We start from the raw sequence: 13,767 nt of genomic DNA, 5'->3' as shown, positions 1-13,767 counted from the left end.
AAGCCCGGCCGCCAGCGCAGTCTTGCGAAAACGCAAGGATAACGGGCAACGAAGGGGGGCCTCATGGCAAGAGCCGCGACATCCGCAGTCGATCCGGTCGACGAGATCCTGCCGCCGTTGCGCATGACGACCCTGGGCTTGCAGCATGTGCTGGTCATGTATGCCGGCGCGGTGGCGGTGCCGCTGATCGTCGGCCGCGCGCTGAAGCTCTCGCCCGAGGACGTGGCCTTCCTGATCTCGGCCGACCTGTTCTGCTGCGGCGTGGCCACGATCATCCAGTCGCTGGGCGTGACGCGCTGGTTCGGCATCCAGCTGCCGGTGATGATGGGCGTGACCTTCGCCTCGGTCGGGCCGATGGTGGCCATGGCCAATGCCTATCCGGGCCCCGAGGGCGCGCGGATGATCTTTGGCGCCATCATCGGCGCGGGGATCGTCGCCATGCTGATCGCGCCCTTCGTCGGGCGGATGCTGAAGTTCTTTCCGCCGCTCGTGACCGGCACCATCATCCTGGTGATCGGCGTCACGCTGATGCGGGTGGGGATCAACTGGATCTTCGGCAACCCGGTCGGGCCGACCGCGCCCAAGGTGGTGGACCCGGTCGCGGCGGGCTGGCTGAACCAGCTGCGCGACCTGGCCGGGACCGGCGCCGTGCCCGCGCTGCCCGAGGGCTTTGCCCCCGCGCCCAGCGTGCAGAACCCGCTTTACGCCCAGCCGGTCAACATCGCCATTTCCGGCGTGGTGCTGGTGGCGATCCTGCTGATCGCCCGCTTCGGCCGCGGCTTCGTCGCCAATATCGCGGTGCTGCTGGGCATGCTGATCGGCGCGGGGCTGACCATCGTGCTGGGCCAGATGACCTTCGACAAGGTGGCCGAGGCGCATTGGTTCGGCATCGTCGCGCCCTTCCATTTCGGCATGCCGATCTTTGACCCGGTGCTGATCGTGACCATGGTGCTGGTGATGATCGTGGTGATGATCGAATCGACCGGCATGTTCCTGGCGCTGGGTGAGATGACCGGGCGCGAGATCACCCCGCAGCGCCTGACCGCCGGTCTGCGCACCGATGGCCTGGGCACGCTGATCGGCGGCATCTTCAATACCTTCCCCTATACCTCTTTCAGCCAGAACGTCGGCCTTGTCGGCGTCACCGGCATCAAGAGCCGCTTCATTTGCGTCGCCGGCGGGCTGATCCTGATCCTGTTCGGGCTGGTGCCCAAGATGGGCGCGGCAGTGGAATCGCTGCCGACCCCGGTGCTGGGCGGCGCGGGCCTCGTCATGTTCGGCATGGTCGCCGCGACCGGCATCCGCATCCTCTCGACGGTGGATTTCGCCGGCAACCGCAACAACCTGTTCGTGGTGGCGGTGGCGCTCGGCTTCGGGATGATCCCGCTGATCGCCCCCGATTTCAAGCAATGGATGCCGCATGCCATCCACCCGCTGGTCGAATCGGGCATCCTGCTGGCGACCATCGCGGCGGTGGCGCTGAACGCCTTCTTCAACGGCGCCGGCGGCAGCGTCGAGGAGGCCAAGCGCGCCGCCGGCATGGCCGATCACTGATCGGCGGCGGCCTCGCCCGGCGGCGTCTCCAGCGGGCGGATGCGCAGCCGGGTGATGCGGTTTTCCCGCCGCGCCAGCACCTCGAAGCGGTAGCCGTGAAAGGAAAACACCTGGCCCGCCGCCGGAATCGACTGGGCCATGTGGATCACCAGCCCGGCGACGGTATTGGCCTCGTCGTCGGGCAGGGACCAGTCCAGCGCCCGGTTCAGGTCGCGGATGGTCATCGCGCCGTCGACCATGTAGTCGCCCTGCGGTCCGGGCAGCAGCGTTTGCGCGGCGTCCATGTCGTGTTCGTCGGTGATCTCGCCGACGATTTCCTCCAGGATGTCCTCGAGCGTGATCAGCCCGCGCAGGCTGCCATATTCGTCCACCACCAGCGCGAAATGCGTGTGGCGTTTGAGGAATTCGCGCATCTGCTCGTCCAGCGGCGTGGTCTCGGGCACGAAATAGGGCGGCATGGCGGTGTCCAGCACGTCAAAGCTGCGCAAGGCGTCCGGCCCCTGGTCCTGAAGCGCCCGGCGCACGCCGCGCAGCAGGTCCTTGGCATGGATCACGCCGACGACATTCTCGCGCTCGCCCCGATAGACGGGCAGGCGGGTATGCGGGCTCTTCAGCACCAGGTCCAGCACCTGATCGGCGGGAAGGCCGGCGTCGATCATTTCGATGCGCGAGCGGTGCAGCATCACCTCTTCGACGGCGCGTTCGCCCAGGTCCAGCGCGCCCAGCAGGCGGTCGCGTTCCTCTTTTTCGACCGAGCCGCTGGATTGCGCGATGGCCAGGGCGCCGGCGATTTCCTCCTGGACGGAAAAGACATGGCTTGCCCGGTCGGGTCGAAAGCCCAGCAGCGCCAGGATGCCGCGCACGATCAGCCGGACCACCGCGACGATCGGGGCCATGATCCGGGTGAAGACGCCGATCGGGCGGGCGACGCGGCTGGACAGCTCCTCGGGGGCAAGGATGGCATAGGTCTTGGGCAGCACCTCGGAAAAGATCAACACCAGCGCGGTCATCACCAGCGTCGCAACCGCCACGCCGCCGGCGCCCAGGATGCGGGTGAACAGCGCCGTGGCCAGGCTGGCCGACAGGATGTTGACCACGTTGTTGCCCAGCAGCAGCGAGCCGAGCAACCTTTCGCTGTCGCGGGTCACGTCAAGCGCCCGCGCGGCGCCTGCATCCCCCTTGTCGGCCCTGGACCGCAGCTTGGCCTGGCTAGAGGCGGTCAGCGCCGTTTCCGAGCCCGAGAAGAACGCCGAAAGCGCCAATAGCAGCAGGATGGCGGCGCAGGTCAGCCAGACCACCGGATCGGCAAGGATCGAATCGGGGACCGGCAGGGCGGCGGCGGCCGCATCCGCGGCTTGGGCTGGGACGGTCATGGCTTCTTTCCGCTGGCGTCGGCATGGGCCAGCGGATGGTGGTTCAGCACCAGGTCGCGCATCCGCGTGTCCAGGACATGGGTATAGATCTCGGTCGTGCCCAGGTCGGCATGGCCCAGCAGCGTCTGGATCGCGCGCAGGTCGGCGCCGCCCTCCAGCAGATGCGTGGCGAAGGCGTGGCGGATCACATGCGGCGAGACGCGGGCCGGGTCGATGCCGGCCGCCAGCGCCAGCTGGCCCAGCAGGGTGTTCATCGCCTGGCGCGTCATGTGCCCCTCGCGGCTGGCGGCGGGAAACAGCCAGCGCGCGCCCTTGCCCGCGACCAGCCGGCCCAGCGGGCTTTCGGCGGGCGCATTGTCGCGCCGCTTCAGCCAGGCGGCCAGTGCCCGGCGGGCGGGATCGCTCAGCGGCACCATGCGCTCCTTGCCGCCCTTGCCGCGGATCAGCAGCAGCGCCGGATCGCCGCGGCAGGCGCCCACCGGCAGCGAGACCAGCTCGCTCACCCGCATGCCGGTGGCGTAGATCAGCTCGACCAGCGCCAGGTTGCGGGCGCGCTCGGCCTCGTTGCGGCCGATGCGGGGCAGGGCGTCCAGCAGGGCCTGCACCTCGGCCCGGTCCAGCACCTTGGGCAGGCGCTGCATCCGGCCCGGCCCGCTGATGCGGCAGGCCGGGTCGTCCTCGCGCCAGCCTTCGTCCAGCGCGAAGCGCATGAGCTGGCGGATCGCCGACAGCCGCCGCGCCCGCGTCGCCCGCGACAGGCCCTGGGCGTCGCAATGGGACAGGTAATCCTCGATCCCCTCGCGCGGGACGGCCAGCAGGGTGTCGTCGCGCGCCGCCAGCCAGTCGGCGAAATCCCGCAGGTCGCGGCCATAGGCCAGCAGGGTGTTGCGCGCCGCCCCCGCCTCGGCCGCCTGCGCGTCGAGAAAGGCCGAGATCCGGCCCCGGTCGTTCAGGCCGCCGCCGCTCACGGTGCGCCGGCGCCCGGCGGGGGCGCCATCACCGGGGCCAGGATCAGCTCGATCGCCGCCTGGCGCGCGATTTCCTGCTGGCCCAGCACGCGCAGGACGCGCAGGCCCTGCGCCGCCCGCGGCAGGTCGCCGTCGAGCCCGGCATCGACATCGGCGATGGCGGCCAGCAGCGCCTCGCCCCGCCGGTTGGCCAGGATCAGCTGCGCGGCGCTGTCCGGCAGGTTCTGCTCCGACGGGCCAAGGAAGGCGGGGAAAAGCGCGGCCGCCCGCGGCTCGCCCTCGCCCTGCGGCGGGGCGGATTGCGGCTCGCCCTCGGCAAAGCGCAAAAGCCACAGCTCGAAAGGCGCGGCATCGGCGGGCGGGGCCTGCACCACCTGCGGCTGCGCGGCCTGCAGCGCCAGCCACAGCGCGATGCGGCCGGCGCGGCCATCCAGCCCCAGCGCGCCGACCTCGGCCCCGACCATGTCGGCCAGCGCCGGGCCAAGCCCCGCCGCGACCATGGCGTCGAAGGCGCGGGGCAGGGCGTGGCCCACGCCCGCCACGTCGCGCATCAGCAGCGCATCGGCCAGCGCCTGCACCGCGCCCGCGCGGTCCCAGACCCCGCCCGAGGCGGCGGGCTTCTGCTCCAGATAGATCATGCGCAGCTGCGAGGCCGGGATCGCCCCCGCCCGCGCCAGCCGCTCGGCCGCGTCCAGCCGCGCCTTCCAGCCCTCGTTCTGGTCCAGGTCCGCCAGGGCGAAGGCCAGGGGCAGGCTGGACGAGGGCAGGGGCTGGCCGATGGCTTCGTGCAGGCGCAGTTCCAGCGGCGTGACCACGGCGGGCGGCACCAGTTCCTCGGCGCTGTCGGAATAGCCGTCGTCCAGGTAATGCGCCAGGAGCGTCGCCATCTGCGGGTCGATCCGCCCCATGGCCTGGGCGCCGTGAAACACCAGCGCCGCCGCCGCCCAGTCGCCGCCGAAGGCCAGGCAGAAGATGCGCGCCGGAAAGCTGGGGGCGACGCCGGGGGTGCGGTCCATGGTCTCGCAGGCCTGGGCCTCGTCGCCGGACAGAAGCGCGATGTCGAACAGCCGCCGGAACCGCTGCGGGTCGCCGGGGCCGGCGGCCTTCAGCAGCTCCTTGGCGGCGCCGGTGGCACCCATGTCCAGCAGCTTGTCGACGCGGGCCAGGAAGAGGGTGCCTTCCTGCCCGGCCTCGGTCCGGGCCGGGCGCAGTTGCGCGGCCAGCAGCCGCCGCTCCAGCCGCCGCAGCGCCGGCAGGCGCGGGTTCGGGCTGCGGATCAGCCGCACCAGCACCGCCGCCTCGCTGTCGCCCCAAAGATCGGCCGGAAGCCCCGCCGCCCGCGGCGAGACGGTGCCCTTGCCGTCGGGATTGCCCTCGCCCAGCCGGGTCACGCCGACCGGCTCGACCGCGCCGGTGGGGGCAAGCTCGCGCCGGGCGCGCTGCCTCAGCTCGGGCGGGCGCGCGTCGCCGGGCCGCCAGGACGAGATGTTGTCGGGCTCGCGCACGCTGCCCGACAGCCAGTCGCTGGCCGAAAGCGGCGGCTTGGCCCCGGCGGGCAGGGCAAGCGCCAGCCCGCCCACCAGGGCGCAGGCCAGGCCAAGGCCGTCAGTCGAGGTCATTCTGCCCCGCCCCCGCATCCTCGGCCGCCGGGGCGGACTGGGCGGCATCGCCGTCGTCGGGGGCCGTGGCCGTCGAAGGGGCCGGCGTTTGGGTCGCGGCCGGGGTCGATGCCGGGGCGGCGGCCCTTTGCGCGCCCAGGTCCAGTTCGACCGGCATCCGCATCTCGCGCGGGTCGGAACTCATGTCGCCGAAATAGGCATAGCCGGCCAGGCCCGCCAGAATCAGGATGACCAGAACCACCACCACCTTCAAAAGCCGCATGAATTGCCCCTTCCGCCTCGATATGCTTGCCGGTCTGTCGCCGGTTCTTGCGAAATATATATGGCATTTCCCGAAAGATCACGCCATCAGTCTGTCCGGTTGCAAGAGGCGGGATCCGGGTGGTGATGCGGCGTAACATCGTGCTGATCGGAATGATGGGGGCGGGCAAGACCGCGATCGGGGGCGAACTTGCGCGCCGGTTGCGCAGGCCGTTCTCGGATACCGATGCCGAGATCGAGCGCGCGGCCGCCATGACCATCCCGGAAATCTTTGCCCGCGACGGCGAGGACTTCTTTCGCGCCCGCGAATCAGAGGTGCTGGGCCGGGTGCTGGCCTCGGGGCCGGGCGTGGTCTCGACCGGCGGCGGCGCCTGGCTGCGCCCCGAGAACCGCGCCCGCATCGGCGAAGAGGGGGTCTCGGTCTGGCTCGACTGCGACCTGGAGACGCTCTGGCACCGGGTCCGGCACCGGCCGACGCGGCCGCTGCTGCAGACCCCCGACCCGCGCGGCACGCTGGAGCGGCTGCTGGCCGAGCGCAGCCCGGTCTATGCGCTGGCCGACATCCGCGTCCCCGCGCAGCGCGGCGACAGCATCGAACAGACGGCGGACCGCGTGCTGGACGCGATCCGCGCGCATGATCCGGCGATCCTGGAGGGCAAATGAGCATCGAAACCGTCCATGTCGACCTGGGCGCACGTTCCTATGACGTGCGCATCGGCCAGGGCCTGCTGGCCCGCGCGGGCGAAGAGATCGTCGCGCTGGCCGGCCGCCGCCGCGTCGCCGTCCTGACCGACGAGACGGTGGCGGCGCTGCACCTGCCGGCGCTGCGCGAGGCGCTGGCCCGGCAGGGGATCGAAGCGCCGGCGCTGGCCCTGCCCGCCGGCGAGGCGACGAAATGCTGGGCCGAGCTGGGCCGCGCCGTGGAATGGCTGCTGGCCCAGCGGATCGAGCGCAACGACCTGGTGATCGCGCTTGGCGGCGGGGTGATCGGCGACCTGGCGGGCTTTGCCGCCGCGATCCTGCGCCGCGGCGTGCGCTTCGTGCAGATCCCGACGACGCTTCTGGCGCAGGTGGACAGTTCGGTCGGCGGCAAGACCGGGATCAACAGCCCGCAAGGCAAGAACCTGATCGGCGCCTTCCACCAGCCGGCGCTGGTGCTGGCCGACATCGACGTGCTGACCACCCTGACGCCGCGCGATTTCCGCGCCGGCTATGGCGAGGTGGCGAAATACGGGCTGCTGGGCGACGAGGGCTTCTTCGAATGGCTGGAAGCCAATGCCGGCGGGCTGGCGGCCGACCCGGCGCGGCGGCTGCACGCCGTGCGCCATTCGGTGGCGATGAAGGCCGGCATCGTGCAGCGCGACGAGACCGAGCAGGGCGAGCGCGCGCTGCTGAACCTGGGCCATACCTTCGGCCATGCGCTGGAAGCGGCCACCGGCTATTCCGACCGGCTGCTGCATGGCGAGGGGGTGGCGATCGGCTGCGCGCTGGCCTTCGAGCTTTCGGCCAAGCTGGGCCTGTGCAGCCAGGAGGCGCCGTCGCGGGTGGCGGCGCATTTCGCCGCCATGGGCATGCCGGCGCGCATCGCCGACATTCCGGACGAGCTGCCCGACGACGAGGCGCTGATCGGGCTGATGGCGCAGGACAAGAAGGTGCAGGACGGCAAGCTGCGCTTCGTCCTGGCGCGCGGCATCGGCCAGGCCTTCGTCACCGATGCGGTCGACCCCGCCCTGCTGCGGCAGGTGCTGGCGCAATCGCGCTAGGGCTGCGGATCGCCGGTTTCGGATTCGGTCTCGGCGGGGGGCTCGGTGCTGCGGATGCGGGGCGGCACCACCTCGTCATGGCCCAGCTTGCGGTCGCGGTCGCGGCGCAGCGCCGCCCGGCCCAGCATCAACAGCGTGATCGGCGTCGTGACCATGATGAAGATGCCGATCATCAGCTCATGCACCACCACCCGCCCCTCGGCCAGCGAGAACATCAGCATCGAGGCCAGGATGATCAGCAGCGTGCCATAGCTGTAGCCCAGCGTCGGCGCGTGCAGCCGCTGGTAGAAGCTTTTCAGCCGCACCAGGCCGACCCCGCCCAGCAGCGTCAGCGAGGCGCCGACCACCACGAACAGCGCGATGATGACGGCGGCCCAGGGCGGCAGTTGCTCCAGATGCATCATTCGATCACCTCGCCCCGCATCAGGAACTTGGCGGCGCAGACCGTGGTGACAAAGCCCAGCACGGCGATGACCAGCGCGCCCTCGAAGAAGAAGACATTGCCGTTGCCCATGCCGATGACCAGAAACAGCAGCATGGCGATGCTGTACATCGTGTCGAGCGCCAGGACGCGGTCCTGCGCCCGCGGCCCGCGCAGCATCCGCCAGCAGGCCAGCCCCAGAGCCAGGATCAGGGCGATCTGGGCATAGCCCAGGGCGAATCGCAGGATCTCGGCCGTCATTCGAATATCTCCATGAGCAGCGCCTCGTAGCGGTCGCGGATCAGGCTTTGCCAGTCGTCGTCGCTGCGCAGGTCGAGGACATGCAGCAGCAGCCGGCCTTCCTCCTGGTCGAATTCGATCCAGGCGGTGCCGGGGGTGCCGGTCAGGATGATCGCCAGCACCGCCAGCGCATTGGGATCGCGCAAGCGCAGCGTCAGCTCGACGAAGCCCGAATGGTATTTCGGATGGTCGGGGCCCAGGATCAGCACCCGCGCCACGGCGATGTTGGAGCGCAGGATGTCCAGCGCCACCACCGCCATCAGCTTGGGGATCGCCAGCCAGCGCCGGAAGATCGGCTTGGGCGGATGCAAGTGCTCGACCGACCAGCCCGCCCCCAGCGCGATCAGCGTGCCGAGCAGCAGATGGCCGGGGGTGAAGGCGGTCAGGAACAGCCACATCAGCACCAGCACGGCCGAAAGCACGGGATGGGGGACGAAGCGGCTCATTGCGCGCCCTCCTCTGGCCCGTTTTCGGGCTCGGCTTCGGCCTCAGGTTCGGGCAGCGGATCGGGGCTGAGGCTCTGCACCGGCGCGGCGCGCACGTCCTGCGCCTCGGCCAGCACCGCGCTGCGATAGACGCGCGGCTCCAGCAGCGCGTCGGCCGTGGCGCTGGTATAGCCCAGAAGCGCGTCCGAGCGCACGGTCTGCAGGCCGATCATGCCCAGCAGCATGACCACCGGCACCACCTCAAGCGCCAGGATGCGCGGGGTCGGGCCTTCCTCGGCCCAGAAGCGGCGGATGCCGAAGCGCATCAGCGCGATCAGCGCCCCCAGCCCCGACAGGATCAGCATGGCGGCATAGGCCCACAGGATGACCGGCAGATGGCCCGAGGCGGGCAGGTTGTCCTGCACCGCGCCGCGCAGGATGGCGAACTTGCCGATGAAGCCGGGCATCGGCGGCAGGCCGGCGATCATCGCCGCGACCAGGCCGAAGCAGATCGCCATGGTCAGCCAGCTGACGGTGCGCTGGCTGGCGGGGGCGGTGGTGTCCTCGACCGTGCCCAGCCCCATCGGCGCCCAGCGTTCCGACAGCGGGTCGAAGCCGTCGTCCTCGGCCGGGGCGTCGTCGTCGCCCTCGTCGTTGCGGCTGACCGGCTCGGCGATCAGGAAGAAGGCCGAGATGGCCGCAGTCGAGCCCACCATGTAGTAAAGCGCGCCGCCCAGCATGGAGCTGCCGCCCCCCGCCTGGGCAAAGCCGATCGCGGCCAGCACCGTCCCCGACGAGATGATCGCCAGATAGCCGCCCTTGCGCACCAGTTCCGGCGTGCCGAGGATGCCGATCATGCCGAATGCCATCGTCACCACCCCGCCGATCATCAGCACCGAGGCGCCGAAGCCCGCCGAGGGCCCGGCATCCGGTCCCAGCACCAGAAGCGACAGCCGCAGGATGACATAGATGCCGACCTTGGTCATGATCGCCATGATCGCGGCGGCGGGCGGCGAGGCGGCGCCATAGGTCGGCGGCAGCCAGAAGCACAGGGGCCAGGCCGCCGCCTTGATCAGGAAGGCCAGCCCCAGGAAGGTCGCCGCGGCGTGGAACAGCAGCCGCTCGGCATCGTCGAGCCAATAGAGCGCGCGGCCGATGTCGGCCATGTTCAGCGTGCCGGTGGTGCCATAGACCAGCGCCACCCCGATCAGGAAGAACAGCGAGGCCGCCAGGTTCACCGCCAGGTAATGCAGCCCGGCCTTGATCCGCTCGGGCCCCGAGCCGTGCAGCATCAGCCCGTATGAGGCGGCGAGCATCACCTCGAAGAACACGAACAGGTTGAACAGGTCGCCGGTCAGGAACGAGCCGTTCACCCCCGCCAGCAGGAACTGGAACATGCTGTGGTAATGCTGGCCCTTGCCGTGCCAGCCGGCGGCGGCATAGATCAGCGAGGGCGCGGCCAGAAGCGCCGTCAGCATGACCATCATCGCCGAAAGCCGGTCCAGCACCAGCACGATGCCGATCGGCACCGGCCAGTCGCCCAGCCGGTAAAGCCCGACCACGGTGCCGCCCTGTTCGGTCGCGGATTTGACGTCGGCCATCAGCTCGACCGAGGCCAGGAAGGTCAGCCCCACCGCCACCAGCCCCATGATCAGCTTGGTCTGCCGGTTGCGGTCGCTGTAAAACAGCATGAGCGCGCCGGCCACCAGCGGGATCAGGATCGGCGCGATCATCAAATGGTCGGGCATGGCCGCATCGTTCATCATGGATGACGCTCCCTGCCGTCCACGTGGTCGGTGCCGGTGGCCCCGCGCGAGGCGATCATCAGCACCAGGAACAGCGCCGTGGTGGCGAAGCTGATGACGATGGCGGTCAGCACCAGCGCCTGCGGCACCGGGTCGGCATAGGCGGTCGGATCGACGAAGCCGCCCTTGGGCATGATCGGCGCGGCGCCGACGTAAAGCCGGCCCATGGCAAAGATGAACAGGTTGACGCCATAGGCCAGCAGGCAAAGGCCGATGATGACCTGGTAGGACCGCGGCCGCAGCAGCAGCCAGACGCCGGAGCCGACCAGGATGCCGATGGCCAGGGCAAGGATCAGTTCCATCAGCGCGTCTCCTCGTCGGTTTCGGGCGCGCGGGCGCGCGGGGCGACGCGCAGCGACTGGTGGGCAATGGCGATCAGCATCAGCACGATGGCGCCCAGCACGGTCGAGAACACGCCGAAATCGAACAGCATCGCGGTCGAGAAGGGCACCTTGCCGATGACCGGGAACTCGAGATATTGCGCATGCGCGCTGAGGAAGGGATAGCCGAAGATCCACGATCCCGCCCCGACCGCCGCCGAGGTGGTCAGCCCCGCCGCCATCCAGCGCATCGGCAGCACGGTGATCCGCGCCTCGACCCAGCGCACATTGGCGGCGACATATTGCAAGAGCAGGCCCACGGCCAGGGTGACGCCGGCGGCGAAGCCCCCGCCCGGCAGGTCGTGGCCGCGGAAGAACAGATAGGCCGCCAGCGCGATGATCGGCGCGAACATCCATTGCATCAGCACCGAGGGCACGAAGAGATAGGCCTCCAGCGCCTGCTCCTCGGCATCGAGCTGCGGGCGCGGGCGCTCGACGCTTTCGGGCGCGGGGCGGAAGCGGCGCAGCAGCGCATAGACGGTCAGCCCGACGACGGCGAGGACGGTGATCTCGCCGAAGGTGTCGAAGGCGCGGAAATCCACCAGGATGACGTTGACGACATTGGTGCCGCCGCCCTCGACATAGGCATTGCGCAGGAACCAGTCGCCCAGCGAGGTGCCGGGCGGGGTCAGCAGCACCGCCAGCGCCAGCGCGGTCATGCCCGTGCCGCAGGCCAGCGCGATCAGCAGGTCGCGCGCCCGGCGCGAGCGGGCGGTCAGGTTGTTGTCGCCGGGGATCTCCTGGTCGCGCTTGGGCAGCCAGCGCAGGCCCAAGAGCAGCAGCGCGGTGGTGGCGATCTCGACCAGCAGCTGGGTCACGGCCAGGTCGGGCGCCGACAGCCAGACGAAGGTGGCGCAAGTCACCAGCCCGGCCCCGCCCATCAGCACCAGCGCCGCGAAACGGTGATATTTGGCCTGCCAGGCGGCGCCGACGGCGCAGGTGCCGCCGACCAGCCACAGCAGGGCAAAGACCAGCTCGCTTGCGCCCAGTTCCGGCATGGGCACGTTCCAGTCCAGCCGGCGCAGCACGAACCAGGCCCCGGCCAGCGACAAAAGCACCATGGCGCGCAATTGCGACTGAAGCCCGTTCGCCGACAGCACCCGCAGCGCAAAGCGCGGCAGCCGGATGGTAAAGACTTGCAGCAGCCAGTCGAAGCCGCGGGCAAAGTCCAGCCGCCGCATCAGCCGCGTGCCGTCCTCGCCCGAATCGATCAGCCGGCGCGGCAGCAGGTAGATCAGCGCGCCCAGCGACATGGCGATCAGGCTCATGATCAGGGGCGGGTTGACGCCGTGCCAGATCTTGAGGCTGAAATGCGGCAGTTCCGGGCCGACCACGGCCATGCTGGCGGTCTGCAGCCAGGTGCCCAGCACCTGCTGCGGGAACATGCCGACCGCCAGGCAGATCGCCACCAGGATCGCCACCGGCAGGCGCATCAGCAAGGGCGGCTCATGCGGTTCCTGCGGCAGGTCGGTGGCGGGCGGGCCGAAGAACACGGTGACGATGAAGCGCAGCGAATAGGCGGCGCTGAACGCCCCGGCCAGCACCGCGACATAGGGCGCGAAATTGTCCAGCGAGCCGCCGTTGTTCCAGACATAGGTCGCCTCGAAGAACATCTCCTTGGACAGGAACCCGTTCAGCAGCGGCACCCCCGCCATCGCCCCCGAGGCGATGATCGCCAGCATCGCCGTCACCGGCATGACCCGCGCCAGGCCCGACAGGCGGCGCATGTCGCGGGTGCCGGTCTCGTGGTCGATGATGCCGGCGGCCATGAACAGCGAGGCCTTGAAGACGGCATGGTTGACGATGTGGAACACGGCGGCGATCAGCGCAAAGGGGCTGCCGATCCCGGCCAGCGCCGTGATCAGCCCCAGGTGGCTGATGGTGGAATAGGCCAAGAGCCCCTTGAGGTCGTGGCGGAACAGCGCCACCACCGCCCCCAGCAGCAGCGTGGTCATGCCGATGCCGGTCACGATCTGGAACCAGGCGTCCGTGCCCCCCAGCGCCGGGTGGAAGCGCAGCAGCACGAAGACCCCGGCCTTCACCATGGTCGCCGAATGCAGATAGGCCGAGACCGGCGTCGGCGCCGCCATGGCATTGGGCAGCCAGAAATGGAACGGGAATTGCGCCGATTTGGTAAAGGCGCCCAGCACGAACAGGATCAGCACCACCGGATAAAGCCGGTGGCTGGTGATCTGCGGCCCGGCCTTGAGCACGGCGTCCAGTTCGTAGCTGCCGGCGATCTGGCCCAGGATGATCATCGCCACCATCAGGCACAGCCCGCCCGAGGCGGTCACGATCAGCGACATCCGCGCGCCGTCGCGTGCGTCCTGCCTCTGGAACCAATAGCCGATCAGCAGGAACGACACGATGCTGGTCAGTTCCCAGAACACCACCAGCATGATGATGTTGCCCGACAGCAGCAGCCCCGACATGGCGCCGCAAAAGGCCAGCAGACTGGAATAGAGCCGCGGCACCGGGTCGTCGGGCGACATGTAGTAGCGCGCATAAAGGATGACGAGGAAGCCGATTCCCGCCACCAGCACCATGAACAGCCAGGAAAACCCGTCGATGCGGAAGGTCAGGTCAAGCCCGATGGAGCTGACCCAGCGGAAGGTGCCGGTGATGCTTCGCCCCTCGGTCACGGCGGGGTAGAGCACGCCCAGGATCACCAGCGCGACGATCATCGTCAGCCCGGCGAGCCAGGCTTCGGCGTTGCGCGCCCGGATGGGAAGTGTGGCCGCCAGGGCGGCCGACACGAATGGCGTCAGAACAAGCAAGAGCAACAGGTTCTGTTCGACCATCGTGTTCCTTTTCCGGTTCGGGCTGTGCGCAGATAATAGACGCGCAGCCGCGGAAAACACAACCGACCCGGTCGATAAAAACGACGCAAAAATCCAA

At 69.7% G+C, this 13,767-nt stretch carries 13 protein-coding genes; 3 read left to right on the top strand and 10 right to left on the bottom strand.

Annotation, left to right across the window (positions count from 1 at the left end):
- The first annotated feature begins 63 nt into the window (after positions 1–63).
- Entirely contained in the window at positions 64–1,554 is a 1,491-nt protein-coding gene (locus tag FE811_RS01355; protein WP_072462435.1) for a nucleobase:cation symporter-2 family protein, read from the top strand.
- On the opposite strand, the gene FE811_RS01350 is transcribed toward FE811_RS01355, so the two are convergent.
- Genes FE811_RS01350 through FE811_RS01335 form a run of 4 tightly spaced genes read right to left on the bottom strand, consistent with a single transcriptional unit; the run spans position 1,548 to position 5,776 of the window.
- Entirely contained in the window at positions 1,548–2,927 is a 1,380-nt protein-coding gene (locus FE811_RS01350) for an HlyC/CorC family transporter (RefSeq protein WP_116220946.1), read from the bottom strand. The two genes, FE811_RS01355 and FE811_RS01350, sit on opposite strands and share 7 nt — an antisense overlap.
- Positions 2,924–3,895, bottom strand: a complete 972-nt coding sequence (locus FE811_RS01345; protein WP_116220947.1) for a tyrosine recombinase — start codon at positions 3,893–3,895, stop codon at positions 2,924–2,926. The genes FE811_RS01350 and FE811_RS01345 overlap by 4 nt, the downstream gene beginning before the upstream one ends.
- The gene (locus tag FE811_RS01340) at positions 3,892–5,514 is read right to left on the bottom strand and encodes a hypothetical protein (protein ID WP_116220948.1); all 1,623 of its coding nucleotides are present in this window, start codon (positions 5,512–5,514) and stop codon (positions 3,892–3,894) included. The genes FE811_RS01345 and FE811_RS01340 overlap by 4 nt, the downstream gene beginning before the upstream one ends.
- Positions 5,501–5,776 (bottom strand): hypothetical protein, encoded by a 276-nt coding sequence (locus tag FE811_RS01335; RefSeq protein WP_116220949.1) that lies wholly within the window; start codon positions 5,774–5,776, stop codon positions 5,501–5,503. The genes FE811_RS01340 and FE811_RS01335 overlap by 14 nt, the downstream gene beginning before the upstream one ends.
- A gap of 125 nt (positions 5,777–5,901) precedes the next feature.
- On the opposite strand from FE811_RS01335, the gene FE811_RS01330 reads away from it, so the two are divergent.
- Both FE811_RS01330 and aroB read left to right on the top strand, forming a co-directional pair.
- Positions 5,902–6,438, top strand: a complete 537-nt coding sequence (locus tag FE811_RS01330; protein WP_072462430.1) for a shikimate kinase — start codon at positions 5,902–5,904, stop codon at positions 6,436–6,438.
- Complete coding sequence (aroB, locus tag FE811_RS01325; RefSeq protein WP_116220950.1) at positions 6,435–7,538, top strand: 3-dehydroquinate synthase; 1,104 nt, start codon at positions 6,435–6,437, stop codon at positions 7,536–7,538. Before FE811_RS01330 ends, aroB begins: the two co-directional genes overlap by 4 nt.
- Here the strand turns inward: aroB and mnhG are convergent.
- Genes mnhG through FE811_RS01295 form a run of 6 tightly spaced genes read right to left on the bottom strand, consistent with a single transcriptional unit; the run spans position 7,535 to position 13,670 of the window.
- Positions 7,535–7,942: a monovalent cation/H(+) antiporter subunit G gene (gene mnhG / locus FE811_RS01320; protein ID WP_072462428.1), complete on the bottom strand. Its 408-nt coding sequence runs from the start codon at positions 7,940–7,942 to the stop codon at positions 7,535–7,537. The genes aroB and mnhG overlap by 4 nt on opposite strands.
- Positions 7,939–8,220: a K+/H+ antiporter subunit F gene (locus tag FE811_RS01315; protein ID WP_036757939.1), complete on the bottom strand. Its 282-nt coding sequence runs from the start codon at positions 8,218–8,220 to the stop codon at positions 7,939–7,941. Before FE811_RS01315 ends, mnhG begins: the two co-directional genes overlap by 4 nt.
- Complete coding sequence (locus FE811_RS01310; protein ID WP_116220951.1) at positions 8,217–8,705, bottom strand: Na+/H+ antiporter subunit E; 489 nt, start codon at positions 8,703–8,705, stop codon at positions 8,217–8,219. Before FE811_RS01310 ends, FE811_RS01315 begins: the two co-directional genes overlap by 4 nt.
- On the bottom strand, positions 8,702–10,447 hold the full coding sequence (locus FE811_RS01305; protein ID WP_052096111.1) for a monovalent cation/H+ antiporter subunit D: 1,746 nt from the start codon (positions 10,445–10,447) through the stop codon (positions 8,702–8,704). The genes FE811_RS01310 and FE811_RS01305 overlap by 4 nt, the downstream gene beginning before the upstream one ends.
- The gene (locus FE811_RS01300) at positions 10,447–10,791 is read right to left on the bottom strand and encodes a Na+/H+ antiporter subunit C (protein ID WP_036757935.1); all 345 of its coding nucleotides are present in this window, start codon (positions 10,789–10,791) and stop codon (positions 10,447–10,449) included. Before FE811_RS01300 ends, FE811_RS01305 begins: the two co-directional genes overlap by 1 nt.
- Positions 10,791–13,670 (bottom strand): monovalent cation/H+ antiporter subunit A, encoded by a 2,880-nt coding sequence (locus FE811_RS01295; protein ID WP_116220952.1) that lies wholly within the window; start codon positions 13,668–13,670, stop codon positions 10,791–10,793. The genes FE811_RS01300 and FE811_RS01295 overlap by 1 nt, the downstream gene beginning before the upstream one ends.
- Positions 13,671–13,767: the final 97 nt, after the last annotated feature.

The sequence above is a fragment of the Paracoccus sp. FO-3 genome (assembly GCF_006386455.1).
GTDB classification, from domain to species: Bacteria; Pseudomonadota; Alphaproteobacteria; order Rhodobacterales; family Rhodobacteraceae; genus Paracoccus; species Paracoccus versutus.
This window is presented reverse-complemented; position numbering and strand designations above follow the sequence as displayed.